The organism is Saccharothrix sabaoui (assembly GCF_051756985.1).
Taxonomy (GTDB): Bacteria; Actinomycetota; Actinomycetes; order Mycobacteriales; family Pseudonocardiaceae; genus Actinosynnema.
The window spans coordinates 23336-36895 of record NZ_JBPKJK010000011.1; the positions used below are offsets into that span (position 1 = coordinate 23336).

Sequence of the window (13560 nt, forward strand, 5' to 3'; positions counted from 1 at the left end):
CACGGGCTATGCACGGTTGTGGACGTTGGTGGGAACGAACCGCGGTTCGGGTGGCGGATGCTGGGCGTGTACCTCGCCGCGCAGGCGACGATGGTGGCCGCGTCGGCGGTGGTGCTGCTGCCGTTCACGGCGGCGGACGGGGACCGGCTGCCGCCGTGGACCCTGCTGGCGCTGCTGGTCGTGCCGATCTCGCTGGCCGTGGTGGTGGCGGTGGCGGGCACGCGGTGGCTGGGGCCGGGGCCGGCCCGCGGTCGGGCGGTGCGCGAGTTGGCCGTGCGGTGGGACTGGCGGGACCTGGGGGTGGGCGCGGCGCTGGGCGCGGGCGGCCTGGTGCTGACCCTGCCCGCGGTGGCGCTGTGGTCCCGGTGGGTGGGTGACGACCGGGCCGGGTCGGCGGTCGGGGACGCGTTCAGCGGGCTGGCGCTGCAGCCGACGGCGGCCGTCGTGGCGTTCCTCGCCGTGTGGCTGATCGCGCCGCTGGGCGAGGAGGTGCTGTTCCGGGGTGTGCTGTGGCGGGCCCTGGAGCACTGGGGCTGGAACCGCTGGGTGGTGTTCGCGGTGACCTCGCTGGTGTTCTCCGCGGTGCACCTGGAACTGCTGCGCACCCCGTTGCTGGTGGTGCTGTCCATCCCGATCGGCCTGGCCCGGCTGCTGACCGGGAACCTGCTCGCGGGCGTCGTCGCCCACCAGGTCAACAACTTCCTGCCCGCCGTGGCGCTGCTGCTGACGACCACCGGCGTCCTGCCCGCCGCCGGTCCCGGCTAGCGGCGTTGGGCCGTTCGGGGGACGTCGTGACACACCCGGCGCACCGGGGGCGATTCACCGGGTGACGAGCCAGCCACTTCGGCCTGGGAGGTCCACGGTGCCCGACGCGCTGCGCAGCCGTGTGATGGCACCCGTCTACGCGTTGATCGTGTCGTTCTGCGCCGTCCTGGTCCTCGGGGCCGCGGCGGACCGGGAGGGCACGACGACGACGTCCACGACTCCGCCGCCCGCGACGGCGCCCCCCGCGACGTCCGCGCCCGAACCCGCCGCGCCGGTGTTCCGCCTGATCACCGAGGAGCGCGACGGCCTCGTCGTGCGGCGGGAACCGGCCTCCGGCCTGGCCGGGAAGCGGGTGGAGGTGCTGACCGGCGGCGGGCCGGTCGTGGTCGGTGAGGGTGCGGAGCTGTCGGTGGGCGCCGGGTCGCGGCGGGTGTGCGTCCTGCTGCCCGAGGGGTGGACCGCGCCGCCGCCCGCACACCGGTTGGACGGGCGCGTCCACTGCTGGGACGTGACGCCCCGCGCCGACGGCACCCCGGTGAACCTCGTCGTCACCGGACCGGGGAGGTGAGCGTGCGCAGGACGACGGTGCTGCTGCTGACGGCCGCGTGCGCGGTCGCCGGTGGCCTGCTCGGCAGCCACCAGTGGCAGCTGGGCTTCTGGCGGCTGACGGCGGTGCTGGTGGTCGGCTCGGCCCTCGGGGTGGCCGTCGCGATAGGACTGCTGACCACCGACCCGGTGCGGCAGGTGCCCGTCCCGCCGCGACCGGCCGTGCCGCCGGGCAGCGGTCCGCCGGGTGCCGAACGACCGGGCGGCGAACGACCGGGCAGCGAACGACCGGGCAGCGGTCCATCGGGTGCCGGACCTGGTGTCGCACCGCCCCCTGCCGGGCCGCCGCGGAACGCGTCGGTCCCGGCCCCGCGGCAGGAGTCGGCGCGGCAGGGGTCGGCCCGGGGCGGGCGGGAGTGGTGGACCGAGTCGCCCCCCGCCGACCCGGGAGGCGGCGAACCCGCCGCCGCGCCGCCGCCCCGCCACGAGGTGACCCGGGCCGTGGTGGCGCAGTGCCCGCACTGCGGCGGCTTCCAGCTCGACGTGCGCCAGGACGGCGACACCTACGAGTTCGACTGCCGCGACCCGCGCTGCCGGTACCGGTGGTCGTGGCGCGCGGGTGACGCGTGGCCCACCACCGTGGTGCGGCGCAACCTGAACGGATGACGCTCGACCGACCACGAGGAGGCGGAGGACGGTGAACTCCTACCGGCAGTCCGTGTCGCGATCCGACCCGGGGTGCGTGGTGATCCTGCTGGACCGGTCGGACTCGATGAAGCTGACCTGGGGCCGGACCGGGGCGTCGCTCGCGGTCGGGGCCGCGCTCGCGGTCAACAACATCCTGCTCGACATGTGCATCAAGGCCACCAGCGAGGTCAACGCGCCGGTGCGGCACTACTTCGACGTCGGGATCTTCAGCTACGGCGCGCGCGCCGGCGGGCAGGGCGAGGGCGTCGAGTCGGCGTTCGGCGGCGCGCTCGCCGGGCGCGGCCTCGTGCCGCTGCCCGAACTGGCCGAGCACCCGGTGGCGGTGCGCGAGGAACCGTCGATCGACGTGATGCCGGTGAGCGCGAGGATGCCCGTGTGGGTCGATCCCGTGCACGGCTACCGCACGCCGATGTGCCAGGCGATCGCGGTGGCCGGCGGGCACCTGTTCGACTGGGCCGCCGCGCACCCGGACTCGTTCCCGCCCATCGTCGTCAACATCACCGACGGCATGGTCACCGACAGCCCGTACGAGGGCACCTCGCTGGCGGACTGGGTGAAGCGGTTGACGTCGATCGCGACGAACGACGGCGCGGCGCTGTTCTTCAACGTCTTCCTCTCGCCGTTCGAGGTGGACGAGGTCGTGTTCCCGGCCGACCCCGGCGGCCTGCCCGTGCCGGGGCCGGACCTGTTCGCGCTGAGCAGCCCGCTGCCGCAGCCCATGATCGACAACGCCCGCGTGGACGGCTACGACGTGCGGCCGGGGGCGCGCGGGCTGGCGTTCAACGTGGGCCGCTCGACGCTGCTGCGGGTGCTCCAGATCGGCACGAGGGTGCCGGGTCGGGCGAGGTAGCCGTGCACGCGCGGCAGGTCGTGTTCTACGCGCCGAAGCACGGCAACGCCGAGGCCGAGTGGGAGGACGGCGCGGCGGCGGCCCCGGCGGACAACGGCCGCGGGCCCCGGTTCGCCGTCGCGGACGGCGCGACGCAGGGCTTCGGCTCGGCGCGCTGGGCGCAGCGGCTCGTCGCGGGCTTCGTCGGCGCGGGCAGCCCGGCGCCCGCCCTGGACCGCGCGTCGCTGCACCGGTGGGCGCGGCACGCGCAGGACGACTGGCGCGCCGACCCGCGCGTGGCGGGCGCGACGCCGTTGCAGCGGCACAAGATGGAGGTGGTCGGGTCGTTCGCCACGTTCGTCGGCTGCGAGCTGCGCGACCTGGGCGGTCCCCGGCCGCGCTGGACGGCGGTGGCGCTGGGCGACGCGGTGCTGTTCCACGTGCGGGGGCAGCGGCTCGTCGGCCAGTTCCCGGCGATGGCCGCCGAGGACTTCGGGTCCAACCCGGACGGCGTGCCCACCACGCCGGACGGGCTCGCCGACGTGGTGGGGCGCGTGCTGTTCGCCGAGGGGGACCTGGCCGACGGCGACGTCCTGTACCTGGCGACCGACGCGTTCGCGCAGTGGGTCGTGGCGACCGGCGGTCCCGCGCTGTGGTCCGACCTGGCGTCCCTGGAGCACCCGGACGCGTTCCGCTCGCTCGTCGCCGACCGGCGCGCGGCCCGCGAGATGGTCAACGACGACGTCACCCTCCTGCGGGTGCTGGTCGACGCCGCGCCGCCCGAGCACCTGGTGGTGTGCCTTTGACGCGCTACCCGACGCCGGACGAGTACGTGAAGGCGGTGCAGCGGCCCGAGTCGTTCACCAGCGCCGAGCTGCGCGGGCTGGAGCTGGTGACGCACCCGCTGTACGGCATCCCGATGCCCGCGGCGGGGACCAGCGCCGTCGTGTTCAAGGCGGTCGGCGGCGGCGGCGAGGAGCACGCGCTGCGCTTCTTCACCCGCGACGGCGAGTGGAGCGGCGAGCGGTACGGCGCGCTGCGCGACCACTTCACCGCGAACGGCCTGGCGGGCGCGGTGGCCCTGCCCCGGTGGGTCGACGACGGCGTGCGCGTCAACGGCCGGACGTGGCCGGTGGTGCGGATGCAGTGGGTGGAGGGGCACACGCTGAACCGGCACGTGGACGAGCTGGTGGGACGCCGGGACACCGCGTCGCTGGAGGCGCTGGCCGGGTCGTGGCGGGAGCTGGTCGGGCGCATCCAGCGCGCCGGGTTCGCGCACGGCGACCTCCAGCACGGCAACGTCCTGGTCGACGGGGGCGGCGACCTGCGGCTCGTCGACTTCGACTGCTCGTGGATCGCCCGGTTCACCGGCGCCGCCGCGCCCGGCGAGACCGGGCACCGCAACTACCAACCGGCGGCCCGGCCGTGGGGCCGGTGGATGGACACGTTCTCCGCGCTGGTCATCTACCTGTCGCTGCTGGGCCTGGCGCGCGACCCGGCCGGCTGGCGGACCCTCTACACGGGCGAGAACCTGTTGTTCCGCGACGAGGACTTCCGGCAGCCGTTCCAGACCCCGGCGTGGCGGCACCTGGCGGGCGTCGGCGACCGGCGGGTGGACGAGTTGACCCGCCGGCTCCAGGAGTGCTGCGCCCCCGGTTGGGCGGCCGGGACGAGCCTGGACGACCTGCTGGCGCCGCGGGCCGTGCCGTGGTGGGAACGCACGCCCCAGCCCGCCGCCCAGTCCCCCACCACCCAGCCACCTGCGGCTCAGCCACCCGCGGCCCAGTCCCCAGCCGCCCAGTCCCCAGCCGCCCAGTCCCCCGACACCCGGCCACCCGCGGCCCAGCCGCCGACCACCCCCACCCCCGTCGCCGTTCCCCCGCGTCCGGCACGCCCCACGCCGCCCCGCCCGCGCCCGCCCGGCGGCCAGTGGTGGGTCGAGCCCGCTGCGCGACCGACTCCCCGACCGGCTCCTCGACCGGCTCCCGCCAAGGCCGGGCTTCGCCGCCCGGTGCTAGTGGCCGCACTGGTCACCGTGCTCGTGCTCGTCGTGCTGCTGCTGGCGGACCCCCGGGAACCGGAGGCGGCGGTGGGCACCGGCGCAATGGTCGGCCTGATCACGCTCGTGGTGGGCCTGGTCCGCCGCAGGCGGCGGTCCCGCTAACTGAAGAACCCGGTGGAGGCGGCGAAGGCGACCGCCCCGAGGATGCCGAACACCGCGATGACGATCCCCGTCCTGGCCCGCGCCTCACCGCGCGTCGCGCCCACCACGGTCAACGACAGCCCGAGGACCGCGAGGATGAGCAGGACGGTGACGGCGACGGGCGAGCCCTCGCCCCCGGTCAGCGCGATGAGGAGCAGGGGGAGGCCGAGCGCGCCCAGCAGCGTGCCGACGAACGTCACCGTGCCGCCGGGCGACCGCGCTCCCTCCGCGACCTGACCGGCCGGTGCCTGTCCGGCGGGCACCTGTGCGGCCGGTGCCTGCCCAGTCGCCGCCTGCCCGGCGGGCACGGTGGCGGCCTGGGCCTGTTCCCCGTCCCACCACTGCTCGGCGGGCGGTCGCGGTGCCGTCCCGCGCCGCTCGTCACCGCGGACGACCATCCCGCGCAACCACTCGGGCGCGGTACCGCGGGCCGGGGTTTCCGCAGTTGAGGTGTGCGCGGTCGGGGTCTCCGGGTTCGACGTCACGACGGGCCTCATCCCGAAGGGCGGCGTCTCGACCTGCCGCTCCTCCGCCGCCGCCCCCGCAGCACCGGTCTCCTCCCGCTCCTCTTCCCGAACGGGCTCTTCCCGGGCCGCCACTTCCCGGGCGGCCTCCTCGCGAACGGCCTCCCCCGCTTCAGCGGCCTCCTCCGCCCCGGGCCGTTCCCCGGCGGTCCGCCGCCAGTGGTCGGCGGCGGGCAGGCGGGTCTCCCCTCCCGGCGGCTCGACGCCCTCCTCCGGCTCCAGCCCGGCGAGGATCTCGTCGATCTCCCGCGAGTTGTTGCGGGTGATCTCCCCCCGCTCGCGGAACTCGCGCAGCAGCTTGACGATGTCGGCCCGCGCGACCGCGTCCTCCTCGGTCTTCAGGTGCCGCCGCAACTGCCCGACGATGTCCTCCTGCCGCTCGGGCGTGATCTGCGCCGGCCCGAGTAGCTCGGCGATCCGGTACAGGTACTCGAACGGCACCCGGGGCGGCTCGGGCAGCGGGTCCGGCAGCACGAGGGGCCGCGAGGTCAGCTCGGTCAGCGCCGCGACGAGGTTGACGATCGCGTTGGCGTCGCGCTCGCGGTAGTCGACGAGCTGCCGTTCCATGATCGGGATGCGCAGGTTCGCCAGCGGCCCGACCTGCACCGGCAGCACGGGCAGGCCGAGCGCGCGGGCGTACTCGAACTCCTGCCGGCACGGCAGCGACTTCCAGGACGCCTGCGACAGCGCGAACACGAACACCTTGGCCGACCGGATGGTCCGGATGATCTCCCGCCACCACAGCTCGCCGCCGTGGATCTCGTGGTCCATCCACACCTCGCGCCCCATCCGGCCGAGGTCGTCGCGCAGGGCGCGCACCAGCGCCTCGTCCGCCCTGGTGTAGCTGACGAAGATGGTCATGGGTCATGCCCTCCGGTCTGGGCGCCAGGCGTGAGCACTCACCCCATTGGTCGTCCCGGACCGGCGTTTCGTTGCGCCCGGCCGCCCAACCCGGCGACCCGGTCCGGCAATCGGTCCGGTGACCCGATCACCCGACGCGGCGCAGCACCACCGGGCCCGGCAGGAGGCCCAGCACGGCCCACCTGCCGAGCCCGCCGACCCCGCGCGGCTCGACCGACCTCGTGCCTAGTCCTTCCAGGGCAGCTCGTCGCGCAGGCCCTCGTTGATGGCGTGGGCGTTCTTCACCGCTGCCTTCAGCGCGCCCTCCACCCACCGGCGGTGGCGACGGTCGCACGCGTCGTTGGCGAACCACACCCGGCCCACCGGTCGGATCACGTCCTCGTAGAAGCCCTCGCTCATCTCGAACGCGCGGAACAGGGGGCCGATACCGCAGGCGAACCAGTCCAGCGCCCAGTCCTTGTAGACGCCGAACTCGAACGTGTCCCGCGCCTCCGGGTGGATCTTGACCAGGTCCTCCAGCGCCTGCTGCACGCTCTCCTCCCCCGCCAGCGGGGTGTAGGGCATGCTGTCCTGCTCCCAGCAGTAGGACGCGATCATCACCCCCTTCCCGTACCGGGTGTCCTGCCCGGCCGGCGGGTAGACGATGTTGCGGATCGCCAGGTCGGTCACCGTCAACCCGTGCGTGATGCCGTACTTCGTCTCCCACCACCGTTCGCTGAACTGCATGAACAGCTTGTGCGCGCGGCCGTAGTAGGTGTTGCGGATGGCGTACCACTTGTCCGGGTCGAGGCCCTGGATCTCCATGTGCCGCAGGGTCGCGAACGGCACGGTGACGACCACCTCGTCGGCCGCGACGGTGTGCGTGCGGCGGCCCGAGCGGTAGTGCACGCGCGCGCCGTCCTCGCCCTGGTCGATCGCGTGCACCTGCGCGCCGAACCGGATGTCGTCCATCAGGTGCGGCTCGAAGGCGCGCGGCAGCGAGTCGGCTCCGTCCACGATGTACGACAGGTCGCCGAAGACGTCCTCGTAGTAGTGGGAGAACCACTCGACGAGGGAGAAGTGGTAGCGGCCCTCCAGGTTGAACAGCGGTCCGAGCATGGACAGCGCGCCGTCGCCGAGGCCGCGCTCCTTCAGGTAGCCCAGCAGCGTGTACTTGTCGTAGTCGAGCAGGATCTTGTGCCACGCCTTGTCCGGGTCCTCGTTCTCCATGACGTCGACGAGCGGTTGCACGGTGTGCCGCAGCAGGTCGTGCGGCGTCCGGGCGGCCTCGTTCGCGGTGAGGTCGAAGCGGAACGCGGAGGCGTCGAAGTCCCGGCGGCGCACGCCCTTGCCCTGGAGGTACACGAACGTGTCCTCGTCGTACATGGGGAAGGGCTTCGTGGCCAACCGGAACTTGTCCCGGATGAGCCACTGCACCAGGGGGTGCTGCTCGGGGAAGCGCATGGCGCCGAACTCGCCGTACATGTCACCCGCGAAGTCCCGGTGGGTCAGGATGCGCCCGCCCAACCGGTTCTGCCCCTCCAGGATCGTCACCTGGTGGCCGGCTTCCTTGAGCAGCAGCGCGGCCGTCAACCCGGCCATCCCCGCCCCGACCACGACCACCCGCCGCCGCGGCGCCGAGCTCTCCGGCAACCCGTCCTTGAGCAGGTCGAGCACGTCCAACACCATGACCACACCTCACACCCGTTGGTCCGACCGTCCATTGGAGACAGAAGGGGTGGCCATCCCGTAACGACCGTAGCCCTGGTCGCGACCACCGGCCAACGCCCTGATGGAGTGGTTCCCGGCGGCGCCGCCGCGGTCGACGGGTACACCCCCTGGGCCGAACGGGTCGTCACGTCCCCCGGTCAGGTGGCGGAGCCCCGTCACCCCACCGGGCGGTGGGAGCCGGTCAGGGTGTCGCGGTGATCCGCGAACGGCGGGTGAACCGGCCGTCGTCGTCGGTGGTGAGCCAGGAACCGCCACCCACCGGCCGGACGTCGCCGGCGTCCCGGGCACCGGTCTCCAGCCGGCCCCGCGCCTCGCCGGTGCGCACGTCCACGAGGTGGTGCGCGAACTCCTCGTCGTCGGTGTCCTCGTCGTAGACGATGACGGCGACGAGGGCGGTGCCGTCGTCGAGGTAGCCGCCGGCGTACTCGAAGCAGACGTGCCCCGGGCCGGTGCGGAACGGCTCGGCGGTGGTCCGGGCCAGCACCTCGCCGCCGGGGTAGGCGTGGAAGGCGACGTCGCCCTGCTCGTGGTCGACCGTCATGAACCCGTCGCCGCCCGGCGCCAGGTCCACCAGGCAGCGATCGGCCCACGGGTACGGGTCCAGCTCGACCGCGCCGCCCTCGAAGCGGCCCCGGTACACCCGCGCGCCGTCCTGGCCCTCGCCGACGTCGAGCAGCACGTGCACGCCGTCCGGGTGCGGGAAGTGGCTCCCGCCGTGCCCCTCGCTGCCCAGGTCGGCCTCGGCGAGGACCGCACCGGTCGCCGCGTCCACGACGACCCACCGGTCCGTGTCGCCGCGCTTCGACATGGCGTCCGGCCGGTAGAGCCACACCACGCCGCCGTCGAGGGAGAAGGCGCAGTCCGGGCGGGCGGCGAACCGCTTCGTCCCGGCGGGGCCGAAGTCGACCCGCCACAGCTCCCGGCCGTCGGCGTCCAGGCACACCAGCGCGTCGTCCACGGTGTACGCGAGGCGGCCGAGGTCGGGTGCGGCGGAGTGGCCGGCGGGCTCGACGCCCCCGGGCAGCGGGAAGACGGCCACCGGGCCGTCGGGGAGGGTGAGGGCGTGGACCGAACCGTCCACGTGGCGCGTCACGACGCGGGGCACCGTCATGCGGCACAAGGTATCCGGCCACGGCGACACCGGGGTTCCGGACCTCGTACGCGTCGCGGCCGACGGGATTGTCGGTCCCCGTCGCTAGCCTGCCGACAGGACGATCAAGGGGGACGACCGTGGACGAGGACGAGGTGCTGGACCGGGTGCGGGCGGTGTGCCTGGCGCTGCCGGAGGTGGTGGAGGAACGCGCCTGGCGCGGCACGCGGTGGCGCGTGCGGGGGCGGACGTTCGCGCACGTGCTGGAGGTGGAGGACGGCGACCCGCCCTCGTACGCGCGGGCGGCGGGCACGGACGGGCCGGTGAGCGTGCTGACGTTCCGGGCGGAGGGCGCGGAGCTGGACGCGTTGAGCCACGCGGGGCCGCCGTTCTTCAAGCCGGAGTGGTCGGCGACCACGGTGGGCGTCGTGCTGGGCGACGGGGTGGACTGGGAGGAGGTGGCGGAGCTGTTGACCGAGAGCTACTGCGCGTCGGCCCCGAGGAAGCTGGTCGGCCTGGTCGAGCGGCCGTGATCGCGCTTGCGCGGCACCCCTGACACATCTAGAGTTCTAGATGTGTCAGTCGACAACGAGCCCGCCTTGATGCGGGCACCCGACGCCACCGGCCGCTTCGGCCGGTTCGGCGGGCGCTACCTGCCGGAGGCCCTGGTGCCCGCCGCGCGGGCGGTGGAGGCGGCGTTCCGCGAGGCGTGGGCCGACGCCGCCTTCACGACCGAGTACCGGCGGCTGCTCGCGACCTACGTGGGCCGGCCGACGCCGGTCACCGAGTGCGCGCGGCTGTCCGAGGTGCTGGGCGTGCGCGTCCTGCTCAAGCGGGAGGACCTCGCGCACACCGGGTCGCACAAGATCAACAACGTGCTCGGCCAAGCCCTGCTGGCCAAGCGGATGGGCAAGCGCAAGCTCATCGCCGAGACCGGGGCCGGCCAGCACGGCGTGGCCTCCGCGACCGCCGCCGCCCTCCTCGGCCTGTCCTGCACCGTCTACATGGGACGCACCGACGCCCGTCGCCAGGAGCTGAACGTCTTCCGCATGGAGCTGCTGGGCGCGGAGGTCGTCACAGTGGCCTCGGCGGCGGGCACCGGCACGCTCAAGGAGGCCACGAACGCCGCGCTGCGCGCGTGGGTCGCCGAGACCGACGACGCCCACTACTGCCTGGGCTCCGCCCTCGGCCCGCACCCCTACCCGTGGATGGTGCGCGAGTTCCAGCGCGTCATCGGCGACGAGGCGCGCGCCCAGTGCGCGGAACGCCTGCCGGCCGCCGTGCCGGACGTGGTCGTCGCGTGCGTCGGCGGCGGGTCGAACGCGGCGGGCACGTTCGCCGGGTTCGTCGACACCCCGGCCGCGCTGGTCGGCGTCGAGGCGGCCGGCGGCAGCGCCGTCGACAAGGGCGTCCCCGGCGTGCTGCACGGCTTCCGGTCGCACTTCCTCCAGGACGGGGACAGCCAGGTCCTGGAGGCGGAGTCGATCTCCGCCGGCCTCGACTACCCCGGCGTGGGGCCGGAGCACGTGCACCTCGCCGAGACCGGCCGCGTCCGGTACACCGGCGTCACCGACCACCAGGCGATGCGGGCGCTGGAGCTGCTGACGAAGACCGAGGGCATCCTGCCCGCCCTGGAGTCGGCGCACGCCGTGGCGTGGGTGGTCGACGCCGCCGCGACCGGCGAGCTGGCCCCCGGGTCCACGGTGCTGATCACGCTGTCCGGGCGCGGCGACAAGGACGTCCAGCAGATCAGGGAGTACCTCCGATGAGCGTTGCCGCAGCCGGCTTGGAGCAGCACCTGAAGGCGGCGGGACGACCGCTGCTCGTGCCCTACCTCATGGCCGGGGTCGTGCCCGACTGGCTCGACCTGGTGCGCGGGGTCGCCGAGGCCGGGGCGGACGCGATCGAGATCGGCCTGCCGTTCTCCGACCCGATGCTCGACGGCCCCACCGTGCAGCGCGCGGCGGCGGCGGCGCTCGACCGGGGCGCCCGGCCGAGGCCGCTGCTCGACGAGCTGGCCGGGCTCGACCTCGACGTGCCGCTGGTCGTGATGACCTACGCGAACGTGGCCGAGACGCTGGTGCCGTCGCGCGGGGTCGCCGGGTTCGTCGACCACCTGGCGGCGGTCGGCGTGCGCGGCGCGATCGTGCCGGACCTGCCGCTGGAGGAGTCCGCCGAGTACCGGGCGCGGGCCGCCGACGCGGGCGTGGCGGCCGTGCTGCTGGCCGCGCCGTCGTGCGACGACGACCGGTGCCGCGAGATCGCGTCGGCGTCCGCCGGGTTCGTCTACAGCATGAGCTCGATGCAGACCACCGGCGAGCGCCACGACCTGTCCGGCACGGCGCGCGCCCACTCCCGGCGGTTGAGGGCGATGACGGACCTGCCGGTGGTGACCGGGTTCGGCATTTCCTCGGTGGAGCAGGCGGTGGACGCCTGCCGCGACGCGGACGGGGTGGTCGTCGGGTCGGCGCTGCTGCGACCGCTGGTGGACGGCGCGCCGATCGCGGACGTGGTCGACGCGGTGGCGGCGTTCCGCCGGGCGCTATCCTCGGCGCGGTCGGGGGCGAGTCCGGTGGCGTGACGGAGTCGGGGGTGGCGTGGAGCGCAACGACCGCGGGTTCGGTGGCCGCGTGCCCAAGTACCTCGCGATCTACCGGGTGCTGGCCGAGCGGATCGAGGCCGGGCACTACGAGCCGGACGCGCCGCTGCCCGCGCAGCGCGAGCTGGTCGAGGAGTTCGACGTCTCGCTCATGACGGTCCGGCAGGCGGTCCAGGCGCTGGAGGCCGACGGCCTGCTGGAGACCCGGCACGGCGTGGGCACGTTCGTGCGGCGGCCGGCGTTCTCCTACGGGCTCACCGGTCTGCGCAGCCTGTCCCAGGAGCTGGTGGAGCAGGGCATCGAGCTGTCCACCGAGGTGCTGGGCGCGTCGGTCGCCGCCGCGCCCGCCGACGTGGCCGGCCGGCTGGGCCTGCCCGCGGACGCGCCCGTGCTGGCCGTGGAACGGCTGCGCAGCACGTCCGCCGGCCCGCTGGTGCTCCAGACCTCGTACCTGCCGGAGGCGCTCGGCGCGCGGGTGGACGTGGACGCGCTGCGCCGCCAGTCGCTGTACCGGCTGCTGGACGAGCTGGGCACGCCCGTGCGGCAGGCCGGCGAGACCATCCGGGCGGTGGCGCTGACCGACGCCGAGGCCGCGCTGCTGGACCGCGCCCCCGGCTCACCCGCCCTGCTGAGCTGCCGGCTCAGCCGCGGTGAGGACGGCGCGCCGCTGGTCGACGACCGGGCGCTGCTGGTCGGCGACGACACGGTGATCACCGCGGAGCGGGCCGTGACGGGGACGAACCTCTCCTACGGGCACGCGGCGCACGGCGCGGCGGTGCGGGGTGCGGCGGTGCGCGGCGGTAGCGGCGCTGGGCGGTAACGCGGTTCCCCGGCTGGGGCGACACGACGGCGTACGGCCCGCCGCGAGGGCGGCGGGCACGGGAGGAGCACGCGTGCGGTTGATCGGGAAGTTCATCGCCCAGTGGCTCGCCGCCGGGTACCTGACGTTCCCCGCGGTGTACCTGTGGGTGTCGCAGAACGACCCCGGGCGGTTGGTGGGCAACGACTTCCTGCTGGTCAACGCGTGCGTCGCACCGGTGGCGGCGGTGTGGGTCGTGCTGCGGCACCGGCGGGTCCGGCTGGGGTTCTGGTGGGCCGCCGCGCGGGTGGTGGTGCTGCTGGCGCTGTCGGGCGTGGTGACGTGGTACGCGATGGACCCCGTGCGGGTGGGCGTCCGGGAGCTGGACCCGACGCGGATCGCCGTGCTGCTGGTGTTCCTGTGGGCGTGGATCGCCGGGTCGCGGCTGCTGGACCGGGCCCTGGGCGCGCCGGCGCGGCGCGGCGGCGGGGTGGTCTGGCGGGGCGACGACGTCCGGCCGGGGCGCGGCGAGGTCTGGTCCGCGCTGGTGCCGTTCGAGGAGGGGTCCCACGACGGGGACGGGCAGCGGGCCAAGGACCGGCCGTGCGTGGTGGTCAGCACGTTCGCCCGGCACGCGTACGTCCTCAAGATCACCAGCGTGGACCAGGGCGACCGGCCCGGCTACCTGGCGCTGCCCGCCGGCTGGCACCCGTGGTCGGAGAAGGCGAGCTGGGTCAAGCTCGAACCGCTGATCAAGGTGTCCTACCTGGACTTCCGGCAGCACGTCCGCGACGCGCCCGAGCGGGCGTGGGCCGCGATCGAGGAGCGGTACCCGCCGGACGCCACGCCGCAGCGGCACACGCCGAGCGCGAAGCCGCGGACGCCCCGGCGGGGCCCCCGTTCCCGCCGGGACGCCCGGACCTGAC

Annotated in this window: 14 protein-coding genes; 11 read left to right on the top strand and 3 right to left on the bottom strand. The window is 74.7% G+C overall.

Annotated elements, in window-relative coordinates:
- The first annotated feature begins 57 nt into the window (after positions 1-57).
- The 6 genes from ACR807_RS05415 (at position 58) to ACR807_RS05440 (ending at position 5012) form a co-directional block, all read left to right on the top strand.
- The gene (locus ACR807_RS05415) at positions 58-765 is read left to right on the top strand and encodes a CPBP family intramembrane glutamic endopeptidase (protein WP_438920084.1); all 708 of its coding nucleotides are present in this window, start codon (positions 58-60) and stop codon (positions 763-765) included.
- Between the two features lie 97 nt (positions 766-862).
- Entirely contained in the window at positions 863-1333 is a 471-nt protein-coding gene (locus ACR807_RS05420) for a hypothetical protein (protein WP_438920085.1), read from the top strand.
- Positions 1334-1335: 2 nt separating this feature from the next.
- Positions 1336-1977, top strand: a complete 642-nt coding sequence (locus tag ACR807_RS05425) for a hypothetical protein (protein WP_438920086.1) — start codon at positions 1336-1338, stop codon at positions 1975-1977.
- Positions 1978-2029: 52 nt separating this feature from the next.
- The gene (locus ACR807_RS05430) at positions 2030-2869 is read left to right on the top strand and encodes a hypothetical protein (protein ID WP_438920087.1); all 840 of its coding nucleotides are present in this window, start codon (positions 2030-2032) and stop codon (positions 2867-2869) included.
- Between the two features lie 2 nt (positions 2870-2871).
- Positions 2872-3654 carry a hypothetical protein gene (locus tag ACR807_RS05435; protein ID WP_438920088.1) on the top strand — a complete coding sequence of 261 codons (783 nt, stop codon included), beginning with the start codon at positions 2872-2874 and terminating at the stop codon, positions 3652-3654.
- Entirely contained in the window at positions 3651-5012 is a 1362-nt protein-coding gene (locus ACR807_RS05440) for a protein kinase family protein (RefSeq protein WP_438920089.1), read from the top strand. Before ACR807_RS05435 ends, ACR807_RS05440 begins: the two co-directional genes overlap by 4 nt.
- On the opposite strand, the gene ACR807_RS05445 is transcribed toward ACR807_RS05440, so the two are convergent.
- From ACR807_RS05445 to ACR807_RS05455, 3 genes are all read right to left on the bottom strand, one after another.
- On the bottom strand, positions 5009-6436 hold the full coding sequence (locus ACR807_RS05445) for a toll/interleukin-1 receptor domain-containing protein (protein WP_438920090.1): 1428 nt from the start codon (positions 6434-6436) through the stop codon (positions 5009-5011). The two genes, ACR807_RS05440 and ACR807_RS05445, sit on opposite strands and share 4 nt — an antisense overlap.
- A 225-nt stretch (positions 6437-6661) precedes the next feature.
- Positions 6662-8104 (bottom strand): flavin monoamine oxidase family protein, encoded by a 1443-nt coding sequence (locus ACR807_RS05450; protein ID WP_438920091.1) that lies wholly within the window; start codon positions 8102-8104, stop codon positions 6662-6664.
- A 223-nt stretch (positions 8105-8327) separates the two neighbouring features.
- Positions 8328-9257 (bottom strand): hypothetical protein, encoded by a 930-nt coding sequence (locus ACR807_RS05455; RefSeq protein ID WP_438920092.1) that lies wholly within the window; start codon positions 9255-9257, stop codon positions 8328-8330.
- Between the two features lie 119 nt (positions 9258-9376).
- Between ACR807_RS05455 and ACR807_RS05460 the strand changes: the two genes are divergently transcribed.
- The 5 genes from ACR807_RS05460 (at position 9377) to ACR807_RS05480 (ending at position 13559) form a co-directional block, all read left to right on the top strand.
- The gene (locus ACR807_RS05460; protein WP_438920093.1) at positions 9377-9769 is read left to right on the top strand and encodes an MmcQ/YjbR family DNA-binding protein; all 393 of its coding nucleotides are present in this window, start codon (positions 9377-9379) and stop codon (positions 9767-9769) included.
- A gap of 69 nt (positions 9770-9838) precedes the next feature.
- On the top strand, positions 9839-11005 hold the full coding sequence (trpB, locus tag ACR807_RS05465) for a tryptophan synthase subunit beta (RefSeq protein WP_438920135.1): 1167 nt from the start codon (positions 9839-9841) through the stop codon (positions 11003-11005).
- Entirely contained in the window at positions 11002-11817 is an 816-nt protein-coding gene (trpA, locus tag ACR807_RS05470) for a tryptophan synthase subunit alpha (RefSeq protein WP_438920094.1), read from the top strand. Before trpB ends, trpA begins: the two co-directional genes overlap by 4 nt.
- A 16-nt stretch (positions 11818-11833) precedes the next feature.
- Entirely contained in the window at positions 11834-12655 is an 822-nt protein-coding gene (locus ACR807_RS05475) for a GntR family transcriptional regulator (protein WP_438920095.1), read from the top strand.
- Positions 12656-12728: 73 nt separating this feature from the next.
- Positions 12729-13559 carry a type II toxin-antitoxin system PemK/MazF family toxin gene (locus ACR807_RS05480; RefSeq protein WP_438920096.1) on the top strand — a complete coding sequence of 277 codons (831 nt, stop codon included), beginning with the start codon at positions 12729-12731 and terminating at the stop codon, positions 13557-13559.
- Position 13560 lies beyond the last annotated feature (1 nt).

Coding starts and splice junctions, on each gene's coding strand:
- ACR807_RS05415 (WP_438920084.1), top strand. CDS start 58: ATGCTGGGCGTGTACCTCGCCGCGCAGGCGACGATGGTGGCCGCGTCG.
- ACR807_RS05445 (WP_438920090.1), bottom strand. CDS start 6,436: ATGACCATCTTCGTCAGCTACACCAGGGCGGACGAGGCGCTGGTGCGC.
- ACR807_RS05450 (WP_438920091.1), bottom strand. CDS start 8,104: ATGGTGTTGGACGTGCTCGACCTGCTCAAGGACGGGTTGCCGGAGAGC.
- ACR807_RS05455 (WP_438920092.1), bottom strand. CDS start 9,257: ATGACGGTGCCCCGCGTCGTGACGCGCCACGTGGACGGTTCGGTCCAC.
- trpB (WP_438920135.1), top strand. CDS start 9,839: ATGCGGGCACCCGACGCCACCGGCCGCTTCGGCCGGTTCGGCGGGCGC.
- trpA (WP_438920094.1), top strand. CDS start 11,002: ATGAGCGTTGCCGCAGCCGGCTTGGAGCAGCACCTGAAGGCGGCGGGA.